Source organism: Bacillus sp. LSHTCR4 (assembly GCF_057197025.1).
Genome location: NZ_JBXUNO010000007.1, coordinates 46,847 through 72,065, shown reverse-complemented (window position 1 = coordinate 72,065; position 25,219 = coordinate 46,847). Strand labels below are relative to the sequence as shown.

Sequence of the window (25,219 nt, the reverse complement as noted above, 5' to 3'; positions counted from 1 at the left end):
ATGTGGACGTATATAAAACGTGATAAAAGATTTTGGATAAGTATTGGGTTTCTTCTCCTATTAGTTCTTTTGAGCATCGGAAATACGTTATGGAATGATGGACATATTAGACAAGTTACATTGCAATATGATGCGGATGAAAATCCACAAGTGCCACCGTTTCCACCTTCATTACAATTTTTACTCGGGACAGACCGGAAAGGGTATGACCTGTTACATTTAGTCATTGAGGGCGCGAAGTGGACGATTGGTATATCTATTTTAATTGCGGCACTTAGAATGGTAATAGGTGTGTTTTTCGGTGTCGTACTCGGAACGTATATAAAAAGAGGATTTTCAAAAATTGAGGCTTTCTTTGATAGTTTTACAGTTATTCCGACAGTTATGATTGCGTATTTTTTTCTTCAATCTGCAAATACATTTGGAAGCGGAGAGGAGACAACAACCTTTTTTGAAAGGGCTTCGTTTCAAGTGGTATTACTTGTACTGCTTGTAATGCCAGTTATTGCACTGTATGTTGCGAAGGAAGTTCGTAAATTGCGAACGGAAGAATTTGTTGATGCCGCACGCATATTAGGTGGATCGAGAAGACATATTGTTATAAAACATCTTTTTCCGCACCTCTATATGACGTTTATACTCGTATTTCTTCAGCAGTTTACGCAGACTCTTACTATTTTACTGCACTTAGGATTACTTGAAGTGTTCTTTGGTGGGACTGTAATGTTTGGTGGACAAATAAAAGAGGTGGAATCTTATACGCATGAATGGTCAGGTTTAATTGGAGTATACTTTAGGTCATTAACAGTGAATCCGTGGATCCCTCTCGTTCCGATTACATTTTTTGGACTTACTATTTTTTCAGGAAATATGATTGTAAAAAGTATCGAAGAGGCGATGATGAAAGTAAGGTTAGGAGGAGAGCTAAAGAAGGATGTTGTAGAAGAGGAACAATCTGTTGTGCAGTCGAAAGAAGAGTTATTTACTTTTAAGCATACGATGTGAAAATAAAAAGAAGCAAGCATGTATTTCATGCTTGCTTCTTTTCTTTATTTTGTAGAAACTTCGCCTTCAGCTTCTGTTTGCGGAATAAAGTATCCGATTATACCACCAATTATTGCTGGAACGATCCAGCCGATTCCTAAGTTATAAAAAGGAATGGTGTGTACGATATTCGCAATAAAACTTGGTATCATTCCCACATTATCAAGTGCATGAATACAGCTAATAAGGAATGCTGCGATCATTGCTCCGATGTAGACAGAAGGTTTACGTTTCGTATATTTATCGATAAATGATACGAAAATTAAAATAATCGTAATTGGATATAAAATAATTAATACAGGTAATGTAATTTTGATTAATAAACTTAAACCTAAGTTTGAAATCACGAAGCTGAAAATACAAACGTATAGTACGAGCTTTTTGTAAGAAACATTTGTTAGTACTGTTGCGAAATAGTTTGCGAATGCACTTACAACGCCGATTGCTGTTGTTAAACAAGCGAAGATAATGGCGATACTTAATAAAACATTACCGCTTGTCCCAAAGAATTGGTACATAACAGTCGCTAATAGTTGACCACCGTTTTCGAATTGTCCTAGATTGCCGTTTGAAGCGCCGATATAACCGAGTAAGAAATAAACAATTGTTAAAAATAGAGCTGCAATGCTACCGCAAATAATTGTATATTTCGCAATCGATTTCTTCTCTTGTATACCGTTTTGGCGAATTGCATTTACAACAATCGTTGATAATACAAGTGCACCGATTGCATCTAACGTTAAAAACCCTTCAAGAAATCCTTTGAAAAATGGAATTTCTTTATAGTCACCAACAGGTTCTGCAAACGTTCCAGGTGAAAGAATTGCTTTTGTTGCCATAATTGCAATAATTCCAAGTAAAATTGGCGTTAATATTTTTCCGATATGATCTACTAATTTTGATGGATTTAATGATAAGAAGTAGACGACTGTAAAGAAAATCGCACTAAAAACTAACATAGAGTACCATTGGTCCGGGAAAAGTGGTGCAATCCCAATTTCGTAAGATACAGATCCAGTTCGTGGAATAACAAATAGTGGGCCGATTGAAAGATAAATAATGATAGCGAATACTGCTGCGAATTTTGGATGAACACGGCTTGCTAAAGTGTTGAAACTACCACCGGCAAGGGCAACAGCGACGATAGCTAGTAAAGATAAACCGACGTCTGTAATAATAAATCCTGTAATGGAAATCCACATATTTTCTCCGGAAGAAAGACCGAGAAGGGGCGGGAAAATCATATTACCAGCACCGAAGAACACTGCGAATAGTAATAAACTAATCGAGAGTATTTGCGCTGGTTTTAAAGTTGTACGCATATAAAGAAAATCCTCCTAATGAGTGTTTTTGTCGAAAATTCAAACAATTTGTCGAGTAACTGTTATTATTTTAAAGGTCTGATGACTAGAAAGCAATAGGGAATTTTGAAAAAATTAAAAAATAATGCATTAAATCGAATAAATATACTATTTATATGTTTAATAGGAAGGATTTAACTTTAAACGTAAAAAAACACATACCGCTAGGATACGTGTTTTAAAAAAATATTTTTTTATCACGTTCTTCTTTTAAAATTTCTACCGCTTCTCGGAAACGTTGTGAATGAACGATTTCTCGTTCACGTAAGAAGCGTAGGCTGTCATTTATATCTGGGTCGTCTGATAAGTTAATGAGCCATTGATATGTTGCGCGTGCTTTTTCTTCAGCCGCAATATCTTCGTATAGGTCGGCAATTGGATCACCTTTAGCTTGTATATAGGTTGCAGTAAATGGAACACCAGCAGCGTTATGGTAGTGGAGTGCACTATCATGATCAGCGTAATGTGGGTCAAGGCCAGCAGCTTTCATTTGCTGTGGAGTCGCATCTTTCGTCAGCTTATAAACCATCGTAGCAATCATTTCAAGATGTGCAAATTCTTCTGTACCAATATCGGTAAGGAGGCCAATGACTTTATCAGGAATTGTATAACGCTGATTTAAGTAACGGAGTGCAGCAGCTAACTCTCCATCTGCACCGCCATATTGTTCAATCAATAATTTTGCAAGTGCTGGATTGCAAGTTCCTACTTTAACAGGGTATTGTAATTTTTTTTCATAAATCCACATAGTTTCTCTCCTTTATATTTGCCATGGCCAAGGACCTTTGCTCCATTCCCAAGGGGCATTAGAATAGCTATTTCCAAATTGTTGGAGTGGCCCGTATTTTTCTTCCATCTTTTGTTTTAATACTCTTCGTTTATAGGAAAAGTCATTAAATTGATTAATAGCAGCAGTGTCATCTGGATGTGTATCTAAATAAAGAGTGAGTTCGACTAGTACAAAGTCTAGTTCTTGAAGCTCCAGTAACAGCTGATAATATTCTTCTGGTAGCGATTGAGTCACGTCAGTAGTCACCGCCCTTTTTTATAAGGATTTTCATAATAGTCATAAAAAACAGGCCATAAAGTTCCTTTTTGGAGTGCTTCTTTTGGCGTGAATTGCGGTAAGTTTGGCGGTTGAAAGCCTAAAAATAAATTAGGAGGAGTAGAATAATATTTTTTTCCGATAGGAGGACAAGGATCGAGAGGACTATGATAGGGCACAAATGATCTCATATATTTATTCACGAATAAACCTCCTTACATGTTCATTACTACGTATTGTATTCAGACATAATGAGCATTTATGACACATATAAAAAAGTAATAGGTACGGGGGGAATGAATGTGGAGACTGTGAAACAATTCATTGTATTGGAAGTGAAAAACTTAAAGGAAACGTTGTATTTTTACGAAGGGATTTTAGGAATCAAACCTAGTTTAGAAAGACCGCAATTAGATACAACAGGGGTTTGGTATGATTCTGATTCAAAGAGAATTAGTTTTGTCATGAATCGCATGTTAGGCGGGCGGGAAAAGAGTGTTACAGATTCATGTGAGGCGTTAACATTTACGATTTCTAACATAGAGAAATTGAAAAAGAAACTAGCGTTTTATGAAATTTTATATACAGAAAATGAATGTGCGAGGAGTATTGTAGTACAAGACCCAGATGGATATAAACTTCAAATAGTAGAGAAGGGTGAATAAATGGAGGGGATGTAGTGGAGAGAAATTATGAAGAAAGTGCGTTGTTTGAGCATCAATTTTGGCTAAAGGTACTTAGTGATCATGCGCAATTTTTACTTGATGCGTTAGCTCCAAAGGAAAAAGAAGATATAAAAAAAGCTACTTATTTTGTTGAGACGTTTATGGACTTTCTAAAAAAAATTCATACTGTTAATCTCATTGCATTTTCAAAAGAGGCAGAACAAGCTGCTAAGGAGATTCGGACGTTTAAATTAAATATTATACAGAAACAGTTGGAAGGAAAAATTACCATTCATTTTACGCCAACTTTTATTAATCATATGGTAAACGAAGTGGAAGAGTATATAACGGTTTTAGAGTTTTTGAAGAAGGGGGAAGTTCCACCTGTTTTTCATGAACTGCATTATCATCTCGTTTGGTTAACGGATGCGGCTGGTCATGCGGGTTCTATTTCTGGTGGGCTAGATCTTGTTGAAAAAAGATTAAAAGAGAAAAGCGAAGAATTTACGAAGCATTTTGAACAATTTTACTTAAAGGCAGTTGAGATGACTGGATATTTACGAACGGAGCTGCATCATTTTCCAGCATTAAAGAAGTTTACAAAAGATGTTTCACTTGAACTAAAATTATTTTCACATTTCTTACATGAAGTGGAAGAATTGGAGTTATCGAATGAAATATTAAGTGCATTATCAGCAAGAATGGCAGATCATATGGCAAGAGAGGAATGTTATTATTTATTAAAATTAGCTCAATCGTCTGGACTTGAAATGCCGAAGTGTAATCCGCTTTAAAGAAAAAGAGGTCAATTTTATTTGGCCTCTTTTTCTGTTTTATTGTCTCTTTTTATTTTTGCTTGTTCAATACTTGCCTGTAATGTCTCCATAATATTAATGATGTTTGGAGCTGGAGAGATTGTTTCCGTTTTTTCCTGTTGTTCAATTTTATTTTCGATTAATTCGGTAAGGGCTTCTTTATATTCATCTGTATATATTTTTTGTTCAAAAGGGTTTGTAAGGTGGTGAATTAAGTTGATTGCTGCGGTGAGTTCTTGTTTTTGAATCGGATAATTTTCATTACTTGGTAAGTTAGGTGTATTTGTTATATCGCGAATTTCATTAGGATAGTGAATAGTTTGCAACATAAGCCCATCTTCAAAGTTACGGATAATAGCTAAATGTTGTTTTTTTCTAATAGAAATATGAATAAGCCCAAGTTTATTTGTACGTTCAAGAGCTTCTTTTAATAATAAATATGATTTTTCATGTCCCGGAGTAGGGCCTATAAAATAAGAGCGGTCATAAAGAATAGAATCAATTTCGTTATTTTGGACAAAAGATATAATACGAATAGATCGTGGTTCGTGAGTTTTTTGCAACGCAGCTAATTCTTTTTCATCTATAATAATGTACTTATGAGGTGCGTATTCATAGGCTTTTACAATATCTTTATCATCAATTTCTTCATCCGTACAATTAGGAGCAAATTTTTTATATTTAATAGGTGTTAAGCATTCTTTATGGAGACTTAAAAATTTGATATCGTTTTCTTCTACAGCGCTATATAGTTTAATTCCTATATTTAATAGTCCAAGTGAAAGTGCACCTTTCCATACGGTATGCAAATGAAGCCTCTCCTTTCCTTAAAAATGATTATGTATATTATGAGATAGTAAGAAATTTCCTATACGTTTTTTGTTTTTTATGGAAGGGTAAGCAGGAGGGCTTGGGATATAAAATATATTGACAAGCCCTCCAAAATATTTTAATGTGATTGTATAAAATTGTGTATATAAAGGGGAGTAACTTATTACAGTAAAGTCGTCATTACAGGGAGAAACCCTCGGCTTTATTGGCAACGTTTCGTTGTTAGTGAGACCTTTACCAGCAATGGTAAAGGCCCCTTATTGTCTTTTTTAGGACCCTTACCATATTTGGTAGGGTCCTTTTGTATACAAGGAGAGGAGATATAAAAATGAAAAAACTTATTAGTAGATTAAGAGTTGTATTTCATGTTCGTCGTTTCGTTCCATTCCTATTTGACTTTTTTACTTCAAAAGAGGTTTCAATAAAGAAGAAAATCTTATCTATTGCTTTTTTAGTTGGTTATGTAGCGATGCCGCTCGATTTAATTCCAGACTTTTTACCGTTCATCGGTATTTTAGATGATATTGGGATTGTGTTATTTATTCTGAACCGAATTGTAAAAATGGCGCCAGTTCAATTACAAGAAAAGCATAACGTAAACGTAGGATAGGAGTTGGAGTAGAAAATATGGAGCAAATGATTTTAGATATAATCGAGTTTTTAAAGCAGTTTTCTTATTTTGGAGTTGTATTAGCTTTAACGTTTGAATTTATTCCAGCAGAGGTAGTTTTGCCTATGGTTGGGTATTGGGTGTACGAGGGCGATATGAATTTTTGGCTAGCTGTATTAGCTGGAACACTTGGGGGAACGACAGGACCATTAACGTTATATGCACTCGGTTATTACGGTGGTCGTCCTCTATTAATAAAATACGGGAAATACTTCTTTATTAAAGAAGAACAAATTCAAAAAGCAGATGATTTCTTTGAGAAATATGGACCAGTTGTAGCATTTGTTGGACGCTTTGTACCGGGAGTTCGAACACTTATTTCTGTTCCATGTGGTATGGCAAAAATGAATATATGGAAATTTAGTATTTATACATTTGTAGCAATGTTCCCGTTAACGACTTTATATGTCTATTTTGGAATGAAATTAGGTCCGCATTGGGCAAAGGCTGCGGATGTTGTTGGACAATATATGCTACCGATATTAGGAGGCGTTATTCTTATCGTTGCTAGTATCTTTGTCTATAAATATATGAAAAAAAGAAACAAAGCGGAATCTATGTAGTCACATGAATATTTTTTGAAAATAGATGAATAGTACAGGCAAAAGAATCTAGGGGACATACACATATAGGGAATATAAAAGAGAGAGGGGAAACAACTATGTCTTGTGAGTGCTCAGGGTCAGCATTAACTTGTTGTCCAGATAAAAATTATGTGCAAGATAAAGTGTGTAGTCCGTGGTCTGCTACTGTAGTTGCAACAGCAATTGATAATGTTCTCTATACAAATAATATTAACCAAAACGTAGTTGGTACTGGTTTTGTTAAATATGATGTTGGACCAGGCCCGATTACTGTAGAAGCGCTTGATTCTGCTGGGGGTACAATTGATACACAAACATTAAACCCAGGAACGAGTATTGCTTTTACGTATCGCCGCTTTGATAGTATACAAGTTGTGTTACCTGCAACACCTGCTGGAACGTATCAGGGAGAATTTTGTATTACAACACGTTATCCACTTTCATAGCAGAATAGGAGAGGATCGAAATGGGAATGAGAGGTTCCAGTTTGTCTTGTTGTTCTAATAAAACGCTTGTGCAAGACCAAGTATGTACAGACTGGTCTATTACAGGTGCTGGTACTCAAATTGTATATACAAATAATATCACGCAAGAAGTATATGGTTCAGGTTACGTGAAATATGATGTAGGTGCGGCTCCAATTACAGTTGATTTTTTAGTAGGTGCTACAGTAGTTGACACAATTACTGTACAACCACAAAGTAGTGGTACTTTCACTGTACGATATTTTACGACTGTTCGAATTACTACAACAGGGACAACTGTTAATCAAGGCGAGTTTTGTATTACAGTACGTTATCCGATTTCATAAAAAAGCATACCGTAAATGGTATGCTTTTTTAATTAAGAAAGTAATGAAATTGGTATTCTATAAGCGACATGTAAATTGGCAACAGTACTTGCCTTCTAAATATAGTGAAGGATTATTTTGTATATTAGTAAGATTGACTGACTGTAAGTCTTTTCCTGTGTACGATATTGTATTACCAGGAAACACAGTGAAAATATTGGTTACTGCTCCAACAATTTGAATTGTAATTGCTTCGGTGCTGCTAGTACTATTGTAAACCGAGACAGTACCTGATATAAGTAGTATCCCATCACTTTGCCACAGTATCATTGATTGTGATGCACCTTTGGCAGAGGGGATGGTGTTATTCGTTATAAGGAAATTTCCTGCAAATTCATTTGTTACTCGCTCGCAATCTGGATCTGGAGGAGGGGGTGATGGACAAGGGTCTGGGCAAATGATAGACAAAGGAGCAAAACAGCCAATGTTTTTTTTATTCTTCAATACAACCCCCTCCTTTTTAAGTAGTCTTTTACTACTATTAAATGTAGAAGCATGGCCGATGTGTTAAAAAAAGAAGAAATTGTTAAAAATTAAGATTGTCTAATAGGCTGAACACTTAAATTATTATTCATGTTATAGAAAAGATTATATGTGAATAGACATGGGAAAAGAATGCTCAGACTCTTTTAGACAAAAAGTGGTTGTATACAATAGTAAGAAGAATGTTGAACTTAACCTTTAATTAACTGTATATTTACAAAAATCTAATAAAATTTATTTGTTATTTAAACGACATTAATATGCTTTAGATAAAATATCCCTTGTAATGAATCAATTATTATGAGGAGGATTCACGTGGACAGAATGGTTTTGCGAAAAGTAAAAGGTCTTATTGGATTATTAATGGTTTTTGTATTAGCATTTGTATCATTTCCGTGGAGTACATCAGTTAAAGCGGAAGAGAAGAAGCAAGAAAAGGCACCGAGTGAGAAGAAGATAGTTTTTCCGGTTGTAAGTGATGTACATATTAAGAATAGTGGAACAGATGATACGTTTCGCTGGAAACGAGCAATCGAGCAACTGAATACACTTGCGCCTAAACAAGATGCGTTTGTAATTGTGGGAGATTTTACTGATTCAGGATCACTGCAACAATATGATCGTTTCATGCAAGTGTATAATGAAAATGCAAATAAAGATGCAGTACGAATGAATTCTCTCGGTAATCACGATTATTGGAACGGTTTATCTGTAGAGGGGGCACAGAAGCGTTTCTTAGAAAAGACAGGAATGGAATCAATTTATTATCATAAAGTGGTAAAAGGGTATCACTTCCTTGTTATGTCTCCAGAGGACGGGACAACTCATGGATATTATTCGGACAAGCAAATTAATTGGTTAAAAGAAGAAATGGCAAAGGCACAAAAAGATGATCCAGAAAAATCAATTTTCGTATTTTTACACCAACACATTAAAGAGACAGTTTACGGTAGTCATGAATGGGGAACAAAAGATAGCGCAAAAATTAATGCGGTATTAAAAGAATATCCGCAGGCTATTACGTTTTCAGGTCATTCACATTATCCGTTAGATGATCCAAGATCGATTCATCAAAAAGACTTTACATCAGTTGGTACATCTTCTATAAGTTACATGGAAGTTGAAGGTGGTAAAGTACAAGGGAATATCCCGCCAGGAGCTAGCACATTAAGCCAAGGCTTATTAGTAGAAGTAGACGATAAAGAAGTAACGATCAATCGCCGTGATTTCCATACAAATTCTTGGACAGGCGAACCTTGGAAAATTAAATTACCAGCAAAGAAAGACACATTTACACATGTAGAAGATCGTGATAAAGAAAAGCCATACTTTGCTAAGGATGCAAAGCTTGCGGTATCAAATGTAACAGAAAATGCGGCAACAGTAACATTTCCACAAGCATTGGACAACCTTCTTGTACATTCTTATCGTGTACAAGCTAGAGATAAGCAAACGGGAGAAATAAAGAATAAATTGTTAGCATTCTCAGAGTTTTATCGTGATCCAGTGCCGAAAGATCTTACGTTTACGCTTGCAGGGTTAGATGGCGGGAAAACATATACACTTGAAGTTGTTGCAATTGATTCATTTGGCAATGAAAGTGTACAACCGTTAACGGCAGAAATTACTACGAAAAAAGATAATATTGACCCGAATGTAAAAGTGCCAAAGGCTGATGTTTTCGATGTGAATTTTGCAGATGTTACATTTAAAGACAATTCACCATTTGGAACAAAAGGTGATGTGAAGGGCAATGTGACTATTGAATATGATAAAGCATTGAAAAAGAATGTTATGAAGTTAAACGGACAATCTAATACATTTGGATACCTTCCATTTTCAGCAGCACAAAAAGAGAAAGTAGCAAATACGTTCACGCTAGAAACCGTATTTTCAATGAATGAAATTCGTGGCCAAGGTATTTTGCAAAATACAGAGGGTGGCGGAATTGGCTTTGAATCTACAGGAAGTGGAAATGTTGAATTGTGGGCTCATATTGGTGGCAGTTATAAACGTGTTGGCGTTCAATTAGAAGCAAATAAAACGTATCACTTAATAGGAACGTATAACGGAAGTGAAGTAGCTATTTATGTCGATGGTAAAAAAGTAAATAGCCAACCAGCTACAGGGAAAGTGTCTCATCCGAACGTACCATTTGCATTTGGAGCTGACCCTGATAGCAAAGGAAATGGTGGTATTCCGTTGAACGGACAAATTGCGCTTGCGAGATTATATAGTAAAGCGTTAAGTTCTTCAGAAGTATTAGCGGCGTACAATGAGTTTTCTAACCGCACAAAGTTAGAGCAAGTGAACGCGTTATATGAAGAGCTTGGAAAAGTGAAAGAAGTGTTAGCTGGTACGTATGAGTTTGGTGATAAGCCAGGTCAATATTCAAAGGAAGCATTTCAAGAATTAGAGAAAAGCTATAATCATGCAAAACAAGTGTTTGAAAATGTAGCGAGTACGGGAGAACAAATTGTTCAAGCGTATAACGAATTAAAAACTGCAAATCAAACATTTATACAATCTAAAGTAGTAGAGCAACCGAAAACATTGAAAGAAAAATTACAAATTAATATTGAATCTGCAAAAGCAGTATTGAAAAAAGCGCAAGCTGCAAATGTAACGGACGGTTCAGTGAAATCATTGAGTCAAAAAATTACAGTGGCAGAAGCTGTATTAAAAGATGCGAAAGTAAAAGATGCACAAGTAGAAACGATGAACCGTACGATGGAATATGCGATTTCACTCGTTGAAAAAAGCATAAACAAATAAGAGTGAAGAAAAGAAGCTTATCATGATAGGCTTCTTTTTTGTTATACTAAAAGTAGCATAGAATGAAGGAGCGAATAATTTGGAAGAGAAAAAGCTAAAAAGAATTCTTGAATATGTATGGATCGCGGTTGTGCTCCTTGTAGGATATTATTTCTTAAAAGAAAAAAGTATATGGGTTCTATTTTTAATGACGTTTTTATTAGCGGGTTTAGGCACGTTATTTATTAATTTCTTCTTTGATAGTTTAAATGCATGGAAGAAGAAAAAGAAGGGAACGAAGTAAAGGAGGGAATATATGCAAAAGTGGAAGCTCATATATCAGGTGATTATTTTCCTATTACTTGTAGGTATTGGAATTGTGAAATACGCAACGCCAATAGGAAGTTGGGCATCGTTTACAGCTTGCATCGGCATATTTTTCATTTTACAATCGTTAACGAAAAAATATAATAGTACAGAAAAATAGCTCGCCGTTTTAGCGGCGAGCTATTTTGTTATGCTTTTTTCTTTTCATCATTCGTTTTTTCGGTAGCCAAGTGACTATGCTTTCTAGAGTAGAAGAAATAGAAGCATAAGCCGACTATAAGCCAAACGGCAAAGCTAATCCATGTTGTTTTAGACAAATTGATCATTAAATATAAGCAGCAAAGAATCGCGACAACTGGTAGTACAGGTACGAAAGGTGTGCGGAATCCGCGTTTTAAGTCAGGGTGTGTTTTTCGTAAAATAAGTACTGCGCAGCAAACGAATGTAAAGGCTGTTAACGTGCCGATGTTTACTAAATTCGCTAGCAAATGTAAGTCTAAAAGGCCTGCTAATAAAGCAGCAACAACGCCAGTAATCCACGTATTTAATAAAGGGATTTTTACTCTTTTATTTACACGTGCTAACGCTTTTGGAAGTAAACCGTCACGGCTCATCGCATACGAAACGCGAACTTGTCCATACATAACGACTAAGAGAACGGTTGTCATTCCAGTCATCGCTCCAACAGCGAGTAGTCCTGCAATTGTATCTTCGCCAACGAAATGTAAGGCAAACGCAACTGGATCAGAAACATCTAATTGCGTATACGGAACCATACCTGTTAAAACGAAAGATACGATCATATATAAAACAGTGCAAATAAGAAGAGAGCCAATAATGCCGATTGGTAAATCACGCTGTGGTTTTTTCGTTTCTTCCGCAGCGGTTGCGATTGCATCAAATCCTAAGAAGGCGAAGAATACAGTAGCAGCCCCAGTAATAATACCGTCATATCCGAATGGGATGAACGGTGTCCAATTTTCAGGTTTTACATATTTTGCACCTGCTACGATAAAGGCGATAATAACGGCTAACTTGATAAGAACCATAATATTATTAATACGTGCGCTTTCGCGTATACCAAAACTTAAAAGGCCAGTAATGATGAGTAAAATACAAACAGCTGGTAAATCGATGAGACCACCTTTTCCTACGCCAGGGGCCGAGGCGATTATGGCGGGAAGATGGACGTTAAATCCTTGTAGTAAAGATTGTAAATAACCAGACCAACCGACAGCTACTGCTGCGACTGCTAGTAAATATTCGAGCATTAAACACCATCCGACGATGAAGGCGACGACTTCTCCGACTGTCATGTATGCGTAAGTATACACACTTCCTGAGACAGGAATAGAAGAAGCAAATTCGGCATAACAAAAGGCTACACAAGCACAAGTAAATGCAGCAATAAGAAATGATAGCATAATACCAGGACCAGAATGTTTCGCTGCAACAATACCTGTTAATACAAATATCCCTGTCCCAATTACGGCGCCAATTCCTAAAAACGTTAAATCAAGTGCGGTTAATGTTCTCTCTAACTGCCGTGGTGATTCAGTACTAAGCGCTTTTTTTCGTAATAATGACTTCACTTTGGACTCTCCCCCCGCTTTTTCATTTCCATAACTGCGAATGTAGTATGAGCCCACTAGAAAAGAGTATGTAAGTAAATGGAGGTACAGTTATGGTATGTAGTTTTTAAAATTGCTGGATTAATCTTAATATAATTCAGAATATTTTGTCAAATAAAAATATGACAAATAAAATGCGGATGAATAGGAGAAACTACTTGCAGGAATGGACGAGGGTTAACGACCCACTGATCAAAGTTAAAGTAGGAGAAGATGTTATGTTATTTTATTTTGAACTTGTCGTCATTTTACTTTGTACGAAATTAGCTGGTGATATTAGTGTGAGGCTTGGCCAGCCTTCTGTACTTGGTAAATTAATTATCGGTATTATTATCGGTCCAGCTGTACTTGGTATTATAAATAGTTCTGAATTAATCGATGAACTGAGTGAGATTGGTGTTTTGCTACTTATGTTTATGGCTGGACTTGAAACAGATTTAGAAGAGTTAAATCGGAATTTGAAATCATCATTTGCAGTAGCAGCTGGTGGAATTATTTTTCCTTTCATCGGTGGTTATGTAACAGGATTGCTGTTTGGATTAATACAATCTCATGCAATTTTCTTAGGTTTATTACTTTGCGCAACGTCAGTTAGTATAACGGTGCAAACGCTAAGAGATTTAGGGAAAATGAATACGAGAGAAAGTACAACGATTTTAGGTGCTGCCGTATTTGACGATGTTATCGTCGTTATTCTATTAGCGTTTGTTATGAGTTTTTTAGGAACGCAAGATGTGAATATAACACTAGTTATCGTAAAGAAAATTATTTTCTTTGTCAGCATCGTTTTTATCGCATGGAAAGTTGTTCCTTGGATTATGAAAATGCTCGTGCCGCTTCGTGTAACAGAAGCACTAATTAGCGCGGCTCTTATTATTTGTTTTTCTTTTTCGTATTACAGTGAAATGATGGGAATTGCAGGTATTATTGGAGCATTTGCAGCCGGAATTGCCATTTCTCAAACAGAGTATAAGCACGAAGTAGAACATAAAATTGAACCGATTGCTTATGCGATATTTGTACCGGTGTTTTTCGTAAGTATTGGAATGGAAATTACATTTCAAGGTATCGGAAGCCAGCTTTGGTTCATTATCATTATGACGCTCATTGCGATTTTTACAAAGTTAATCGGATCAGGTTTAGGAGCAAGATTAACAGGATTCAACCTTCAATCTTCTATTAGTATTGGTGCGGGGATGGTATCGCGCGGAGAAGTAGCACTTATCATCGCAGCAAATGGACTTACGGCGAATTTACTAGCGAAAGAAAATTTCACAGCGATCGTTATTGTTGTTATATTGACGACGATTATTACACCGCCACTTTTGAAGAAATATTTTGTATAGAGAGGAAGGGCTTATCTGATGTAGGTAAGCTCTTTTTTTATTCCTAAAAGCAATGATCATATAGCATGAAGGGTTTGTAATTATGGTAAAATCTATGTATGTGATAGGGCGAGGAGAGGGAAGTGTGAAGATTACGAAGGGGAAGGTTATCAGTGTAATCGTACTTATTGCAGTATGTATACCATTTACTGCATGGAAAGAATCAAAGGTGAAAGATTTTCCGGTTTCTATTTTTTCTTCTTATGTAGAAGACGAAAACCCGAAAGACTATAAGTACACTGCTTTTGTACCCGACTTTGCAATTTGGATAGGTGGATGGGAAAAACAGCGATCTGAAGGTGAAATAACGTCATATAAAAAGGGGGATCGAACTGTAATTGTTCACCATCCACCTGGTAATGATGGTTTTTATCTATATGATACAAATGATAGTAGAGAATATACGCAACCGTAAGAAGTGGAGGTTAAATAGTGAAAGCTTCAACGTTACTATTTAAAATTGAAAGTAATATGGATCAATTTTCACCAGCTGAAAAGAAGGTTGCCATGTACATAATGGAGAATGCAGAGATTGTTCCGAACTTAACGACGAAAGAAGTGTCAACGAATGCGGGCTCAAGTGAGGCGAGTGTTGTTCGCTTTTGTAAGTCGATTGGAATCGGAAGTTTTAAAGCATTTAAAATCGCGCTCGTTCGTGAATTAACGATTGCTGATTATAATATTAACGATTTTTCCGTGATGAATACGGAAGATGGTCCGTACGACTTGTTTAATAAAGTTACATATGTGAATAAAGCTGCAATTGAGGCGAGCGTTACGGCGATAGATAAAAAAGAACTTGAAAAAGCTGCAGATCGTATTGTAAATGCGGATAAAATTATCTTTTACGGAGTAGGCGGATCAGCTACTCCGGCGATGGATGGGGCTTATAAATTTACAAGGCTCGGATTTACAGCGATGATGCTATCTGATTTTCATATGATGTTGCCGCTTGTGACAAATTTAAAAGAAGGCGATATATTTGTGGCCATTTCAACATCTGGTCGTACGAAAGATGTACTTGAAATGGCGCAATATGCGAAGAGACAAGGTGCAACAGTTATTGCGATTACGAAGCTTGATCAATCATCACCGTTATATAAAGAGGCAGATATTCGTCTTTGTATGCCAGATGTAGAACAAGATCATCGCATTGCAAGTATTGCTTCGAGAATGACGCAATTGAATATGATTGATGCTTTATATGTGATTACTTTCAATCGAATTGGTAATAACGTATTGGATCAATTTATGGAGACAAGAGAAGAAGCCTTGCGATTACGGAAGTTAAAATGAAAAGATGGGGAAACCCATCTTTTTTTGCATACGGACATAAATTCGTCATGAAGAGAAATAAAATTTCATAAAATAATAAAGTAATATTGATTTTAAATTTCTTGAAGTTATAATAAAAGTATGAAATTAAATTTCAAAGTAGGTGGGAATATGTTAGAAAATTTATCGACAGAACACCGTAATGAAAAGACGATGAATTTAGATGAGATGAGCATAAAAGAAGTTCTGCAAAGTATGAATGAAGAAGATCGAACTGTTGCGTTAGCAGTTGAAAAAGAGATAGAACAGATTGAACAGATTGTGCAAACTGTAATCCAATCATTTGAAAGAGAAGGGCGACTCATTTACATTGGGGCTGGTACAAGTGGTCGTTTAGGTATTTTGGACGCAGTGGAATGTCCGCCGACATTTGGCACGGATGATAAAATGGTGCAAGGATTTATAGCAGGTGGATTGAAAGCGTTTACTAAGGCGGTAGAAGGTGCCGAAGACCGCGAAGAGTTAGCGGGAGAAGATTTAAAAAGTATTGGATTAAACGAGAAAGATACTGTAATTGGAATTGCGGCAAGTGGTCGAACTCCTTATGTCATTGGCGGCTTGAAGTACGCAAATAGCGTAGGAGCGAGTACAGCTAGTATCTCCTGTAATAAAAATGCTGAAATAAGTAAATATGCAAAACTAAATGTGGAAGTAGAAACAGGCGCAGAAATTTTAACAGGTTCAACGCGGTTGAAGGCTGGTACAGCGCAAAAATTAGTACTGAATATGATTTCAACAGCTTCTATGATTGGTGTAGGGAAAGTATATAAAAACTTAATGGTAGATGTGCAATCTACGAATGAAAAGTTAGTAGAACGATCAAAACGAATTATTGTGGAAGCAACAGGGGCTAGTTATGAAGTAGCATCAGAGTACTATGAAAAAGCAGAACGTAACGTGAAAGCTGCGATTGTTATGGTGTTGTTGCAGTGTGAGTATGGGGAAGCACTGGGGAAACTAAAAGAAGCAAAAGGGTTTGTGAAGAAGGCACTATAAATAATAGGGAGGGGGATTCTATTATGAAGAAAGAAGAGAGAATGGCGAAAGAAATTTCAGAGCAACTTGGGGGAGTAAAGAATATTCGTGGCATTGCTCATTGTATGACGAGACTACGGTTAACGCTTCATGATGAAAGTAAAGTGAATATGGACCTTTTAAAAAAGGTTGAAGGGGTTATGGGCGTTATTGAAGATGAGACGCTTCAAGTTGTTGTTGGACCAGGGACAGTAAATAAAGTAGCAGCTGAGATGGAAGGTTTAACGGGACTGCGAATTGGTGAGGTGGCAGATCATCACCTTGAAGATCTTGGGCAAGAGATGAAGTCAGAGATAAAGAAGAAAAATAATACACCAGTGAAAAACTTTTTACGAAAAATAGGAAGTATTTTCATTCCGTTAATTCCAGGTCTTGTTGCATCAGGGATTATAAACGGGGTCGCTAACTTTGCGAAAAACGCAGGTGCTGATCCGAATGCAACGTGGCTACAAATGCTACTACTCATTGGTGGCGGTATCTTTACATTTTTGGGGATTTTAGTCGGCTGGAATACAGCGAAAGAGTTTGGCGGGACTCCAGTTCTTGGGGCGATTGCTGGTATTTTAATTTTTAACCCGGCGATGGCGAATGTAAAATTATTCGGTGAAGCGCTCGTACCCGGACGGGGTGGATTGTTTGCAGTTATTTTTGCAGCATGGCTTATGGTTGTAGTGGAAAGACAAGTTCGAAAAGCAGTGCCAAATGCAGTTGATATTATTGTAACGCCGCTTATTACTGTGTTAGTCGTAAGTATCGTAACGATGTTAGCCATTCAGCCGGTAGCAGGTTTCTTATCCGAAGGAATTACGAGCGGAATTAATGGTATTTTAAGTATTGGCGGCGCGTTTGCGGGAGCAGTACTTGCAGGAACATTTTTACCGCTCGTTATGGTCGGATTACATCACGGTTTAACACCGATTCATATGGAGTTTATTAATCAAACGCACGTAACACCTTTATTACCAGTACTCGCAATGGCTGGAGCTGGTCAAGTAGGTGCAGCGATTGCCATCTATGTAAAAACAAAAAATAAACGACTTCGTAACGTAATTAAAGGGGCATTACCAGTTGGATTTTTAGGAATTGGCGAACCGTTATTATACGGGGTTACATTACCACTTGGGAAACCGTTTCTTACAGCTTGTTTAGGTGCAGCTGTCGGCGGTGCATTCCAAGCAGTTATGAAAACAGCTGCACTCGGAATCGGTGTATCAGGATTATCATTAATTCCGTTAATTGCTGATAATAAATATTTATTATATTTCCTTGGATTAGTAGTGGCATATACGTTCGGATTCATCTTTACGTACTTCTTCGGATTTAAAGAAGAAATGGCAGAAAACATATAGAGAAAGGGATTCCTTTCTCTTTTTCTATTCATAGAAAGGGAGATTCATATGCTAGGAGTATCAATTTATCTTTCAAAAGAGCGAGTAAAGAAACAAGAAGAATGGCTAAAGGTAGCGAAGAAAAACGGGTTTTCATCTATTTTTACATCACTTCATATACCAGAAGATGATCCAAATACGTATAAAGAGTTAATTCAAATACTTGGGAAGCAGGCTCTTGAAAATGAAATGGAATTAATGGTCGATGTTTCTCCAAAATCGTTACATCATTTAGGAATGACGTACGAAAATGCGGAAGAGTTAGTAGAGTGGGGCATTACTGGCTTACGAATGGACTATGGCATCACGCCGAAAGAAATTGCGCGCGTATCCCATAAAATGAAAGTAGCCTTAAATGCGAGTACGATTACAGATTCATTTTGGAAAGAGTTAATTACTGAAAAGATACGGGTCGAGAATGTAGAAGCGTGGCATAATTTTTACCCGCGTCCAGAAACAGGACTAGCAAAATCATTCTTACAAAAACAAAACGAATACTTACATGCGTGCGGAATAAAAACAATGGCATTTATTCCAGGAGATGGGGAAAAACGTGGCCCGTTATATGAAGGCTTACCAACGCTAGAAAAGCACCGTAATATGCGCCCACTTGAAGCGTACTTAGAACTTGTACAACATTGTGCTGTCGATAAAGTGTTAATCGGGGATATAAGTGGAAGTGTAGAAAGCGTACAAGAGATAGCGAGTGCGAGTAGAGGGGTTATTCCGCTGCGGTACAAATCGTTTATAACTGATAAAGAAGTATTAAAAATAGTGGAACGAGTGCATACAAATAGGCTGGATCCAGCTCGTGATGTCATTCGTTCTGTAGAATCAAGAGAAGAAAATAAAGTGATTTTACAGCCGATGAATGCAACTTTAAGAAAGAAAGGCAGCATTACAATTGATAATGAATTGTACGGTAGATATGCAGGAGAGATGCAAGTTGCTATACATGATTTGCCTGTAGATGAGAAAGTGAACGTTGTTGGCATGGTTGTAGAAGAGGATATGTCTTTATTGCCGTTTGTTGGTGCTGGAAAAATGTTTCAACTTTTTTTGTGCGATAGAGTAAAAGCTTGAAGTAACGCTACTTTGTAGGAAAACATTATCCGTAAAAGGGATAATGTTTTTTGTTTTCTTTAAAAAAGTATTTGACGAATGGAATGAAATACCGTATTGTTTTGACTTGTAAATAAAAGTTCACCATAACAAAACAAAAAAGGAGAGAAAAAAATGAATCAATATATTGGGAATTTAATTATTCGTATCGTGTTAGGAGTGACGTTCTTTGCACATGGTTTAGCGAAGTTTCAATCAGGTATCGATAACGTAGCAGGCTGGTTTACAAGCATCGGCTTACCAGGTGGTCTAGCGTATGGCGTAGCAACTGTAGAATTAGTTGGTGGTATATTATTAATTATCGGTTTAGGTGTACGATATGTAGGATTGTTATTCGCTCTTATTTTAGCTGGAGCTATTGTAAAGGTAAATGGAGCAGCTGGTTTATTAGGAGATGGAAAGAATCCAGGATATGAATTAGATCTTGCATTACTAGCAATGGGGGCGTATTTATTTGTTGTAAAAGCAGAAGGATATGTAGATCGTTTCTTAAAAGAGAAAGTAATGAAAACGAAGTAGATTTTATTTATAAATTGTTGACTTGAATCATTATTGTAACTATAATAATTACAACGTGTAGATTAAGAATAAAACAATTTAAATATTTTTTTACGCAAGATGTAACTATGAAAGTTACATCTTGCGTAAAAAATAAATAAACGGGAGGAAGTCATATGCCTAAAACAAATTTAGAAATGATTCAAAGCACGTATGAAGGATCAGCTTCTTCAAATGCAAAACATTTAGCAGAAGCCCTCTCTGAAAAAGCAGAATGGACAGAGGCAGAAGGGTTCCCGTACGGGGGAACTTATATAGGTGTAGAAGCAATAATGGAAAATGTATTTAGCCGATTAGGATCAGAATGGGATGATTATAAAGCAAGTGTAAATACGTATCATGAAGTAAACGGAAAAGATGTAATTATTGCTGAAGGTATGTATTCAGGAGTTTATAAAGAAACGGGAAAATCATTTGAAGCAGAATTTGTTCATGTATGGCAACTTGAGAACGGGGAAATTGTGAAATTTAAGCAGTATGTAGATAGTCATCTTGTTAGGGAAGCGATGAAGAGCTAATGCTTTTTAAATGGATCGTAGGTATATGCATTACAAGTATAGTAATTATCTCGTCTATAGTTGGTGGAAAGAAATTGCTTGCATATGTGGAACAAGAAAATAAAAATATTCAAACTCAGCGAGTGGCAAATGAAATAGAGAAAAAAGCCGCAGAAGAAGTTCCGCAAATTAGTGAAGGTGAAATTATTTCTACTATGCATAAAATGGTGCACCAAAAGATAAAATCCTCTGAAAAATGGGGATTTGTAGAAATGACAAACAAGGAAATTTCTAATGTGAAAAGAGATATTGAAAATAGTACAGGTTTTCAATATAAAATGAGGTTATTTTCTATTATAAATAGATGGGAAAAAGGAGATTTTTCTCAAACTGTTGAGGAGCACAACTTTTTATGGAGGCTTCAAGGTGGAGATACTGGCAAGGCAACAGAACGTTTATCGCCAGAAGAGGAAAAGCAGTATATAAAAGAAATGAAGAATAAATAAAAACATCGCCAACTCAGATGACGATGTTTTTTCATTAAGAATGTTTTCGTATTAAAGCTCCAGTTGGCTGAACAGCAACTGTTTTGAAATGAGAAAATAAATAACATCCTGTTACAACGATTATTGTCCCTAAAATTTGAATCCACGTTAATTCTTCTCCGAGGAAAAGGAATGCTAAAATAGCTGTGAAAATGGGATTGAAGTTTAGAAAAATGCCAGATGTAGTTGCTCCTAATTTTTGTACGCCAACATTCCAAAATACCATACAAAGAACTGTGGAAATAAGCCCAGTATATAAAAGTGATGTTATAAAAGAAGTGTTGATATTTGTAACAGTGAAGCTTCCAATGTTAAATGGCAGTAATAAAATAACGCCGAAAATACCAGAGTATAACGTCGCCATGAGTGGTGTCGTTGTTTTTGTTGCCCATTTACTACAAACAGAATAGATTCCCCAAATACAAACTGCTGCAATCATCCATAAATCGCCGCTATTAAAATGTAGTGAAAATAAAAGGGCAAAGTTACCTTTTAATAGAACGAGAACAACCCCGAAGAATGAAAGAGTCATAGATAAAATTTGAAGTGTATTTACTTTTTCTTTTAGAAATAAGACGGAAAATAATGCGATTGAAATTGCGTTTAATGTAGAAATAAGCCCTACATTTGTTGCGGATGTTTTTTCTAATGCCAAAAATTGAAAGATGTTAAAAAGAGCAACCCCTGAAATTCCCATCAATATTAACGGGAGTATGGCAGCACGTGGTGGAATGATTTTCTTCTCTTTAAACCATACCATCGGTAATAAACAAACGATCGCAATCATCCATCTTAAACTTGTAAGTGTCATTGGAGATGCGTGATCAACAAGTGATTTTCCAACGACAAAGTTTCCTCCCCATAATAAGCTCGTTAGTAATAGTAAAAAAACATAAAAATAAGGCATATTAAAATCCCCTTTGTTGTAATCAATATGAATTGTAAATAATTTTAGCATTTTTCTTTATTGTGTAATATATTCTTTTGTATAATGGATAAAAATCGATAAATTGTTTTGTTATAAATGACATTAACAGAAAAATATTCAGTTTTATATAAGTTATAAGGTGTTTTTTCGAATAATCATCGGTAATAAAAAGGAGGATTTCGATGGAGTCGTCTGTTATTAAAGTGTTGGATGATTTAGATGTACAAATTTTAGATATATTACAGAAGGAGTCACAAGTAAGTAATGCAGAGCTTGCGCGACGTGTTAATTTATCACCAGCTGCGATGCATGCGAGAATAAAAAGATTAGATGGAGAAGGATTCATTGATAAGCAAGTAGCCATTTTAAACCAAGAAAAGCTTGGTTTTGATTTGTTATGCTTCATTTTTATGAGTACGAATATTCATCAATCGGATAAACTTGAAGTGTTGGAAAAAGAATTAGAAGCGATGCCTGAAGTGTTAGAATGTCACTGCTTAACAGGAGAGTATGATTATTTATTAAAGGTCGCAAATCGTGATCGTAAAGAATTAGAGCAGTTTATTAGAAAGCTGAATAAGCTTGGTATTACAAAGATACAGACGAGTTTAGCACTTCGTGAAATTAAATATTCGACGGTATTACCGATACGAAATGAGGAACCGAGCATCGATTAGATTGCTTGGTTTTTTGTTTGTGTAAGGGTAAGAAAAGTGATTGACGAGGGGGAAGGAGAGATGTATTATTATATGAAATTATGTATTAAAATTCATTTGAAGTTATAAATATTAATATTGGGGACAAGGGGATAGAATATGAAAATCTTTAACGCAGTTACGAGTGATGTGAAAGAAATTTATAGTCTTATTGAGATTTATGCAAAAGAGGGAGTGGTTTTACCGCGTTCTCTTTTATCTCTCTATCAATACTTACAATGTTTATATGTTATGAAAGATGGAGAAGAAATTGTTGGAGTTGCTGGTTTACATGTATTAGGGGAGGATCTAGCAGAAGTCCGGTCGTTAGTCGTTTCGCATACATATGCAGGAAAAGGGATTGGACGTATGTTAGTGAATCATGTCATGAATGAAGCTGCGAAAATAAAAGTGAGTAGAGTTATTTCTTTAACATATGAAACGGAATTTTTTCAAAAGTGCGGGTTTGATTTTGTGAATAGAGATGCATTGCCAGAGAAAGTATGGATTGATTGTAGGCATTGTCCAAAGGTTGATTATTGTGATGAGGTGGCGATGATTCGGTATGTTGGGTGAATTTTTCAGACAGAAAAAGTCCCACTATTATTTACGTAATAGTGGGCATCTATGTTTTAGGGGAAATTAAGAACTTGAATTCGTTTTTCTTACTGCAAACTTAAAAATGGGGTTTTTAAGTTCATAGTTATAAGTAGAACCATCGACAAGCCCTACAAATTTATCGCTATCGTAAAGATCGAGCATAAATTGTGCCATTTGTTTTGCAGTGTGGAATTTCGGTACAACATTATCGTATTGGAATTCATCAATATCAAATGAACGCTTTGCAAATTCTGTTTCAGTTGCACCAGGTGCTAAAACTTTTGCCTGCAATTTTGCGCCTTGTTCCTTCAATTCGTGAGACAACCCTTCTGTAAATGCACTTACATAGAATTTCGTAGCGCAATACGTAACAGCATCAGCAACAATTGTGTATCCACCGCCTGATGAAACGTTAATAAGTTGTGTGCCATCAACCATGGAATAATCTCGAACGAAAAGAGAAGAAAGTATCGTTAGTGCTTCTATATTTACATGTAACATCGTTTCGATTTTATTTAAATTTTGTTCAGCAATTGAGGCGAAATTACCAAAACCTGCGTTGTTAATCCACGTTTCAATTTGAAAAGTTTGTAGGCCTTCATAAAGCTTATAAACATTTTCTGTGATGGACAAATCCGTTCTTCGAATGACAACATCCAATGCTGGATTCATTTCGTTAATTTTCAATTTTAATTCGTTTAATTCTTCTTGTCTTCGAGCTACAAGTACTAAATTTTTTCCGCGAGATGCAAAGGCTAAAGCCGCTTCATAACCGATTCCAGAACTTGCACCAGTAATAACCGTGTATTTCATATAAAATCCCCCTAAGTTCAAATGAATTTATTATGGTTAGATTTTATTTGTTAGAGTATACTCTAAGTCAAATGTTTTTTTATAAATTTGATAAGGCCGTAAAATATATGAGGGTAAGCATGTGGAGGGAGTTTTAGTATGTACACAATTAGCGAGGTAGCAAAATTATTAGGCGTGAGCACACATACACTACGTTATTATGAAAAGGAAAACATATTAATTGCAAATCGTGATACAAATGGAAATCGACTTTACGAAGAGTCACATATAAAGTGGTTGCAGTTTGTAATGAAATTAAAACAAACGCAAATGCCAATAGCGAAAATAAGAGAATACGCTAGATTATATACAGAAGGGGAGCATACAACAGAAGCTCGTTTACAGCTCCTAGAAGATCATAGGAGATCTATTCAAGATCAAAGAGAAAATTTAGTAATTACAGAGAAGATGCTTGAGAATAAAATTATTGCATACAAGGCCTCTTTGGAAAATAAATAGAAAACAAAATTCGCTCCTTAGTTATAGGATAAACATGGATTTGATCTCATAGTGTGTTGGCAAATAAAGAAGAGCAGCTAGCAAAAGCTAACTGCTCTATTCAAGGGATCTCTCCAAGGGGGAGTGGAGAAAATATTATGTTACTAGCAGTATTGACAGATTATTAGGAAATATACAAATCTGATGAAAGAAATTTTAAATAAACTTTCGGCATTGACAGTTTTTAAAATATTCATGTACAATATATATATGAATGACATTCAGTCATTTTTCTATGACAGGATATAGTTAGTTTGGAAACGGAACAAATATAAATGGTAAATGAGGATGATAGTTGTTTATATATAGTAGTAATGAAAGAGCATATTTTTTTAAAATAAAAATGACTGATAGTCAGTCATAAGAGGTGAGAGGTATGAAAAATAAAGCTTGGTTATATGTCATATTAACATGTATCTTTGAAATTTTTTGGGTGTTTGGTTTTAATACAGCCAATACTTGGTGGCATTGGATTATTATTTTAGGAGTTATCGCTGTTGATTTTCACTTCCTTTCTAAAGCGTGTGAACATCTTGCAACAGGGACTGTATATGCTGTTTTCGCCGGAGCTGGTACGGTAGGTACTTTCTTAATGGATGTATTCCTTTTCGGCGGGAGTTTCAGTGTAGGAAAATTATTCTTTATCGTGATGGTTGTAGCCGGCGTTATCGGTTTAAAACTAGCTGATAATAAAGAAGAAACTATGGAAGGAGCTGCTTAA

32 protein-coding genes are annotated in these 25,219 nt (G+C 35.9%); 23 read left to right on the top strand and 9 right to left on the bottom strand.

Going from position 1 to position 25,219, the window contains the following annotated elements:
* The gene (locus tag AC2CGR_RS26105) at nucleotides 1–1,005 is read left to right on the top strand and encodes an ABC transporter permease (protein ID WP_087968331.1); all 1,005 of its coding nucleotides are present in this window, start codon (nucleotides 1–3) and stop codon (nucleotides 1,003–1,005) included.
* A 44-nt stretch (nucleotides 1,006–1,049) separates the two neighbouring features.
* Here AC2CGR_RS26105 and brnQ2 read toward each other — a convergent pair whose 3' ends face one another.
* The 4 genes from brnQ2 to AC2CGR_RS26085 all read right to left on the bottom strand — a co-directional run bounded on the left by brnQ2 (nucleotide 1,050) and on the right by AC2CGR_RS26085 (nucleotide 3,653).
* Nucleotides 1,050–2,366: a branched-chain amino acid transport system II carrier protein BrnQ2 gene (gene brnQ2 / locus AC2CGR_RS26100; protein WP_484481343.1), complete on the bottom strand. Its 1,317-nt coding sequence runs from the start codon at nucleotides 2,364–2,366 to the stop codon at nucleotides 1,050–1,052.
* Between the two features lie 217 nt (nucleotides 2,367–2,583).
* The gene (gene cotJC / locus AC2CGR_RS26095) at nucleotides 2,584–3,153 is read right to left on the bottom strand and encodes a spore coat protein CotJC (RefSeq protein WP_484481342.1); all 570 of its coding nucleotides are present in this window, start codon (nucleotides 3,151–3,153) and stop codon (nucleotides 2,584–2,586) included.
* Between the two features lie 12 nt (nucleotides 3,154–3,165).
* The gene (locus AC2CGR_RS26090; protein ID WP_000194492.1) at nucleotides 3,166–3,429 is read right to left on the bottom strand and encodes a spore coat protein CotJB; all 264 of its coding nucleotides are present in this window, start codon (nucleotides 3,427–3,429) and stop codon (nucleotides 3,166–3,168) included.
* 8 nt (nucleotides 3,430–3,437) lie between these two features.
* Nucleotides 3,438–3,653, bottom strand: coding sequence for a spore coat associated protein CotJA (locus AC2CGR_RS26085; protein ID WP_001046257.1), 216 nt, complete (start codon nucleotides 3,651–3,653; stop codon nucleotides 3,438–3,440).
* Between the two features lie 33 nt (nucleotides 3,654–3,686).
* Here AC2CGR_RS26085 and AC2CGR_RS26080 point away from each other — a divergent pair, with 33 nt between their 5' ends.
* Complete coding sequence (locus tag AC2CGR_RS26080) at nucleotides 3,687–4,115, top strand: VOC family protein (protein ID WP_484481341.1); 429 nt, start codon at nucleotides 3,687–3,689, stop codon at nucleotides 4,113–4,115.
* 14 nt (nucleotides 4,116–4,129) lie between these two features.
* Nucleotides 4,130–4,909 carry a DUF2935 domain-containing protein gene (locus tag AC2CGR_RS26075; RefSeq protein ID WP_484481340.1) on the top strand — a complete coding sequence of 260 codons (780 nt, stop codon included), beginning with the start codon at nucleotides 4,130–4,132 and terminating at the stop codon, nucleotides 4,907–4,909.
* Nucleotides 4,910–4,926: 17 nt separating this feature from the next.
* On the opposite strand, the gene ku is transcribed toward AC2CGR_RS26075, so the two are convergent.
* A complete protein-coding gene (ku, locus tag AC2CGR_RS26070; protein WP_484481339.1) occupies nucleotides 4,927–5,739 on the bottom strand; it encodes a non-homologous end joining protein Ku in 813 nt (270 codons plus the stop codon).
* 350 nt (nucleotides 5,740–6,089) lie between these two features.
* Here ku and AC2CGR_RS26065 point away from each other — a divergent pair, with 350 nt between their 5' ends.
* The 4 genes from AC2CGR_RS26065 (at nucleotide 6,090) to AC2CGR_RS26050 (ending at nucleotide 7,826) form a co-directional block, all read left to right on the top strand.
* Entirely contained in the window at nucleotides 6,090–6,371 is a 282-nt protein-coding gene (locus tag AC2CGR_RS26065; protein ID WP_000733844.1) for a YkvA family protein, read from the top strand.
* Between the two features lie 17 nt (nucleotides 6,372–6,388).
* Entirely contained in the window at nucleotides 6,389–6,994 is a 606-nt protein-coding gene (locus AC2CGR_RS26060) for a DedA family protein (protein WP_270185478.1), read from the top strand.
* A 98-nt stretch (nucleotides 6,995–7,092) separates the two neighbouring features.
* Nucleotides 7,093–7,461: a DUF3992 domain-containing protein gene (locus AC2CGR_RS26055; protein ID WP_001277540.1), complete on the top strand. Its 369-nt coding sequence runs from the start codon at nucleotides 7,093–7,095 to the stop codon at nucleotides 7,459–7,461.
* A 20-nt stretch (nucleotides 7,462–7,481) separates the two neighbouring features.
* Complete coding sequence (locus tag AC2CGR_RS26050; protein ID WP_000525782.1) at nucleotides 7,482–7,826, top strand: DUF3992 domain-containing protein; 345 nt, start codon at nucleotides 7,482–7,484, stop codon at nucleotides 7,824–7,826.
* Nucleotides 7,827–7,883: 57 nt separating this feature from the next.
* Here the strand turns inward: AC2CGR_RS26050 and AC2CGR_RS26045 are convergent, their stop codons facing one another.
* Nucleotides 7,884–8,309: an S-Ena type endospore appendage gene (locus AC2CGR_RS26045; RefSeq protein WP_270185476.1), complete on the bottom strand. Its 426-nt coding sequence runs from the start codon at nucleotides 8,307–8,309 to the stop codon at nucleotides 7,884–7,886.
* A gap of 354 nt (nucleotides 8,310–8,663) precedes the next feature.
* Here AC2CGR_RS26045 and AC2CGR_RS26040 point away from each other — a divergent pair, with 354 nt between their 5' ends.
* From AC2CGR_RS26040 to AC2CGR_RS26030, 3 genes are all read left to right on the top strand, one after another.
* Entirely contained in the window at nucleotides 8,664–11,123 is a 2,460-nt protein-coding gene (locus AC2CGR_RS26040) for a LamG-like jellyroll fold domain-containing protein (protein ID WP_484481338.1), read from the top strand.
* Nucleotides 11,124–11,202: 79 nt separating this feature from the next.
* On the top strand, nucleotides 11,203–11,406 hold the full coding sequence (locus AC2CGR_RS26035; RefSeq protein ID WP_000391504.1) for a hypothetical protein: 204 nt from the start codon (nucleotides 11,203–11,205) through the stop codon (nucleotides 11,404–11,406).
* Between the two features lie 12 nt (nucleotides 11,407–11,418).
* On the top strand, nucleotides 11,419–11,589 hold the full coding sequence (locus AC2CGR_RS26030) for a hypothetical protein (RefSeq protein ID WP_087951453.1): 171 nt from the start codon (nucleotides 11,419–11,421) through the stop codon (nucleotides 11,587–11,589).
* 28 nt (nucleotides 11,590–11,617) lie between these two features.
* Here AC2CGR_RS26030 and bcaP read toward each other — a convergent pair whose 3' ends face one another.
* Nucleotides 11,618–13,021 (bottom strand): branched-chain amino acid transporter BcaP, encoded by a 1,404-nt coding sequence (gene bcaP, locus AC2CGR_RS26025; RefSeq protein WP_061687374.1) that lies wholly within the window; start codon nucleotides 13,019–13,021, stop codon nucleotides 11,618–11,620.
* Nucleotides 13,022–13,182: 161 nt separating this feature from the next.
* Here bcaP and AC2CGR_RS26020 point away from each other — a divergent pair, with 161 nt between their 5' ends.
* From AC2CGR_RS26020 to AC2CGR_RS25980, 9 genes are all read left to right on the top strand, one after another.
* Nucleotides 13,183–14,406, top strand: coding sequence for a cation:proton antiporter (locus AC2CGR_RS26020; protein ID WP_370530089.1), 1,224 nt, complete (start codon nucleotides 13,183–13,185; stop codon nucleotides 14,404–14,406).
* Nucleotides 14,407–14,530: 124 nt separating this feature from the next.
* A complete protein-coding gene (locus AC2CGR_RS26015) occupies nucleotides 14,531–14,860 on the top strand; it encodes an outer surface protein (protein WP_270185474.1) in 330 nt (109 codons plus the stop codon).
* A gap of 17 nt (nucleotides 14,861–14,877) precedes the next feature.
* Complete coding sequence (locus AC2CGR_RS26010; protein ID WP_484481337.1) at nucleotides 14,878–15,741, top strand: MurR/RpiR family transcriptional regulator; 864 nt, start codon at nucleotides 14,878–14,880, stop codon at nucleotides 15,739–15,741.
* Nucleotides 15,742–15,891: 150 nt separating this feature from the next.
* On the top strand, nucleotides 15,892–16,776 hold the full coding sequence (gene murQ, locus AC2CGR_RS26005) for an N-acetylmuramic acid 6-phosphate etherase (RefSeq protein ID WP_087966961.1): 885 nt from the start codon (nucleotides 15,892–15,894) through the stop codon (nucleotides 16,774–16,776).
* Between the two features lie 23 nt (nucleotides 16,777–16,799).
* Nucleotides 16,800–18,164 (top strand): PTS transporter subunit EIIC, encoded by a 1,365-nt coding sequence (locus AC2CGR_RS26000; RefSeq protein ID WP_000711311.1) that lies wholly within the window; start codon nucleotides 16,800–16,802, stop codon nucleotides 18,162–18,164.
* 48 nt (nucleotides 18,165–18,212) lie between these two features.
* The gene (locus AC2CGR_RS25995; RefSeq protein ID WP_087966957.1) at nucleotides 18,213–19,286 is read left to right on the top strand and encodes a DUF871 domain-containing protein; all 1,074 of its coding nucleotides are present in this window, start codon (nucleotides 18,213–18,215) and stop codon (nucleotides 19,284–19,286) included.
* A gap of 153 nt (nucleotides 19,287–19,439) precedes the next feature.
* Nucleotides 19,440–19,844, top strand: coding sequence for a DoxX family protein (locus AC2CGR_RS25990; RefSeq protein ID WP_001077748.1), 405 nt, complete (start codon nucleotides 19,440–19,442; stop codon nucleotides 19,842–19,844).
* 155 nt (nucleotides 19,845–19,999) lie between these two features.
* The gene (locus AC2CGR_RS25985) at nucleotides 20,000–20,401 is read left to right on the top strand and encodes a nuclear transport factor 2 family protein (protein WP_087966955.1); all 402 of its coding nucleotides are present in this window, start codon (nucleotides 20,000–20,002) and stop codon (nucleotides 20,399–20,401) included.
* Nucleotides 20,401–20,886 carry a PRK06770 family protein gene (locus tag AC2CGR_RS25980; RefSeq protein WP_087966953.1) on the top strand — a complete coding sequence of 162 codons (486 nt, stop codon included), beginning with the start codon at nucleotides 20,401–20,403 and terminating at the stop codon, nucleotides 20,884–20,886. The genes AC2CGR_RS25985 and AC2CGR_RS25980 overlap by 1 nt, the downstream gene beginning before the upstream one ends.
* A 34-nt stretch (nucleotides 20,887–20,920) precedes the next feature.
* Here the strand turns inward: AC2CGR_RS25980 and AC2CGR_RS25975 are convergent, their stop codons facing one another.
* The gene (locus tag AC2CGR_RS25975; protein WP_087966950.1) at nucleotides 20,921–21,832 is read right to left on the bottom strand and encodes a DMT family transporter; all 912 of its coding nucleotides are present in this window, start codon (nucleotides 21,830–21,832) and stop codon (nucleotides 20,921–20,923) included.
* Between the two features lie 203 nt (nucleotides 21,833–22,035).
* On the opposite strand from AC2CGR_RS25975, the gene AC2CGR_RS25970 reads away from it, so the two are divergent.
* Nucleotides 22,036–22,530: an Lrp/AsnC family transcriptional regulator gene (locus tag AC2CGR_RS25970; protein ID WP_000446103.1), complete on the top strand. Its 495-nt coding sequence runs from the start codon at nucleotides 22,036–22,038 to the stop codon at nucleotides 22,528–22,530.
* Nucleotides 22,531–22,668: 138 nt separating this feature from the next.
* Nucleotides 22,669–23,124 (top strand): N-acetyltransferase, encoded by a 456-nt coding sequence (locus AC2CGR_RS25965; RefSeq protein ID WP_000689149.1) that lies wholly within the window; start codon nucleotides 22,669–22,671, stop codon nucleotides 23,122–23,124.
* Nucleotides 23,125–23,190: 66 nt separating this feature from the next.
* On the opposite strand, the gene AC2CGR_RS25960 is transcribed toward AC2CGR_RS25965, so the two are convergent.
* Nucleotides 23,191–23,961: an SDR family NAD(P)-dependent oxidoreductase gene (locus tag AC2CGR_RS25960; RefSeq protein ID WP_131101457.1), complete on the bottom strand. Its 771-nt coding sequence runs from the start codon at nucleotides 23,959–23,961 to the stop codon at nucleotides 23,191–23,193.
* Between the two features lie 138 nt (nucleotides 23,962–24,099).
* On the opposite strand from AC2CGR_RS25960, the gene AC2CGR_RS25955 reads away from it, so the two are divergent.
* Nucleotides 24,100–24,459, top strand: a complete 360-nt coding sequence (locus AC2CGR_RS25955; protein ID WP_000288070.1) for a MerR family transcriptional regulator — start codon at nucleotides 24,100–24,102, stop codon at nucleotides 24,457–24,459.
* 415 nt (nucleotides 24,460–24,874) lie between these two features.
* Nucleotides 24,875–25,219: a DMT family transporter gene (locus AC2CGR_RS25950; protein ID WP_087966946.1), complete on the top strand. Its 345-nt coding sequence runs from the start codon at nucleotides 24,875–24,877 to the stop codon at nucleotides 25,217–25,219.